Origin of the sequence: Streptomyces sp. NPDC005195, from assembly GCF_040608315.1 — a bacterium.
In the GTDB taxonomy this organism is placed as follows: domain Bacteria; phylum Actinomycetota; class Actinomycetes; order Streptomycetales; family Streptomycetaceae; genus Streptomyces; species Streptomyces kaempferi.
Window position 1 is genome coordinate 1 of the sequence record NZ_JBEXHZ010000280.1, and the last position, 1,942, is coordinate 1,942.

The 1,942-nt window shown below is 73.0% G+C and carries 2 protein-coding genes; one reads left to right on the top strand and one right to left on the bottom strand.

Features of this window, described 5'->3' with window-relative positions; all coding sequences use genetic code 11:
• The first annotated feature begins 642 nt into the window (after positions 1–642).
• Positions 643–1,269, top strand: a complete 627-nt coding sequence (locus ABZV34_RS38960; protein ID WP_356287870.1) for an alpha-ketoglutarate-dependent dioxygenase AlkB — start codon at positions 643–645, stop codon at positions 1,267–1,269.
• Positions 1,270–1,354: 85 nt separating this feature from the next.
• Here the strand turns inward: ABZV34_RS38960 and ABZV34_RS38965 are convergent, their stop codons facing one another.
• The gene (locus ABZV34_RS38965) at positions 1,355–1,921 is read right to left on the bottom strand and encodes a TetR family transcriptional regulator (protein WP_356287873.1); all 567 of its coding nucleotides are present in this window, start codon (positions 1,919–1,921) and stop codon (positions 1,355–1,357) included.
• Positions 1,922–1,942: the final 21 nt, after the last annotated feature.

The window sequence follows — 1,942 nt, forward strand, 5'->3', positions numbered from 1 at the left end:
GCCCCGCCCCCCGCCCCCCGCGCGACCCCACCGCCCCGCTCCGCCCCGCGCGCCCGCGCGCTCCGCCGCGCGCAACTGCTCGGTACCCGCGGCCAGCACATCGGTCAGCGAGGAGTTCACGGACAGGGTGGTCAGAGCGCCCTGGTACTCGGGGGCGAAGGCTTTGCCGTACATGGATGCCTTTCGGTCTGCCACCGGCGGGCCGGCGCCTGTCCGGCCGCCCGGTGGGACGGAGTGTGGGGGGGGCGGCGGCGCACGGTGCCTCGACTCCGCTTCTTACGTATACACACGCTCTATACACACGATGTATACATGGAGCGCATAGTGCGCCGGATTTCCACTCGCGAATCCCCGGCCCACCACGGTCGGCGCGCCGCCTACCCGTCGTCGATCAAGACGACGCCGACGCGGGCGAGGTTGCCTGCCACCGCGAAGAAGAGCGAACCGGGCCCGGCGCGGGCCCCGTCGGCACTCGTTCCGGACGGCGCGGGGCGGCACGGGGCGGCACGGGGCGGCACGGGGCGGCACGGGAGACAGCGAGCGAGACGTCCTCTCGGTCACCGGGACCGAGGCCGGGACCCGATCACCGCCATGAAATCGACAGAATGGAACGTGCATTCGATTACGGAGTACGCTGGACGCATGTCCACGCATCTCCAGGGCTCGCTCTTCGACCAGACCGACGAGCTCCGCCTCGCTCCGCTGAACGCGGCGCGCCGCACCACGCTGGGCGCCGGGGCCTGGATCGACCTGCTGCCCGGGTGGCTCGGTGGGGCCGACACGCTCTTCGAGCGGCTCGTCGCCGAGGTGCCGTGGCGGGCGGAGCGGAGGCAGATGTACGAGCACGTGGTGGACGTACCGCGGCTGCTCTCGTACTACGGGGCGGGCGACGCGCTGCCCCACCCGATCCTCGACGAGGCGCGGGCCGCGCTGTCGGCTCACTACGCGGACGAGCTCGGCGAACCGTTCACCACCGCGGGCCTGTGCTACTACCGGGACGGCCGGGACAGCGTGGCCTGGCACGGGGACCGCGTCGGCCGGGGCGCGCGGGAGGACACCATGGTCGCGATCCTCTCCGTGGGCGCCCCGCGTGCCCTGCTGCTGCGTCCCCGCCGCGGCGGGGACACGCTGCGCCGCCCCCTCGGCCACGGCGACCTCATCGTGATGGGCGGCTCCTGCCAGCGGACCTGGGAGCACGCCGTACCCAAGACGGCACGGGCGGCCGGACCACGGATCAGTGTCCAGTTCCGCCCGCACGGGGTGAACTGAGACCGCTCGTCCGCTCGCGCCCGGAGTGGCACGCGCACCCGCACCCGACCGGCGGCGTCCCGGGCCGGGCGAACGTTCGGCGGGCTCACGGCGTCAGCAGTGCCTGCACCGTCGGACCGTACCGCTCGACGATGTCCTCGATCGCGGTCGCCCGCAGCCGGGTACCGCGCGCGATCCCGTACATCACGCCGAGTCCCAGCAAGGTGGCGACGGCGAGTTCGGCGCGCAGGCCCGCGTCGGAGCCCTGGAGACGCAGGGCCAGGCGATCGCTGACCTGCGTACGGAAGTTGGCGCGCAGTATGTCACCCTGTTCGCCCTGGAGCGGCGCGAAGACGATCCGCAGGATGGGGTCGGCGCCCCGCTCGGTCTGGCCGACCAGCAGATGACGGACCATGTGCGGGCCGAGATCCTCCAGCGGCGCGTCCAGCAGGGCGGCGGTGTCCGTCTCGAACGACATCACCCGCGCGAACAGCGCGTCCTTGTTCCCGAAGTACTTGAGGATCAACGGCGCGCTCACGCCGGCCCGGTCCGCGACCGTCTTGAGCGTGATGTCCGTGTGCGCGTGACGTGCCATGAGGTGACGGGCCGCGCGCAGGATCGCCGCCTTCGTGGCCTCGGCGTCACGGCGCTGCACGGCAGCCGGGGCCGCCACCGGTCCGGGAGGCGGGACGGA

Coding starts and splice junctions, on each gene's coding strand:
- ABZV34_RS38960 (WP_356287870.1), top strand. CDS start 643: ATGTCCACGCATCTCCAGGGCTCGCTCTTCGACCAGACCGACGAGCTC.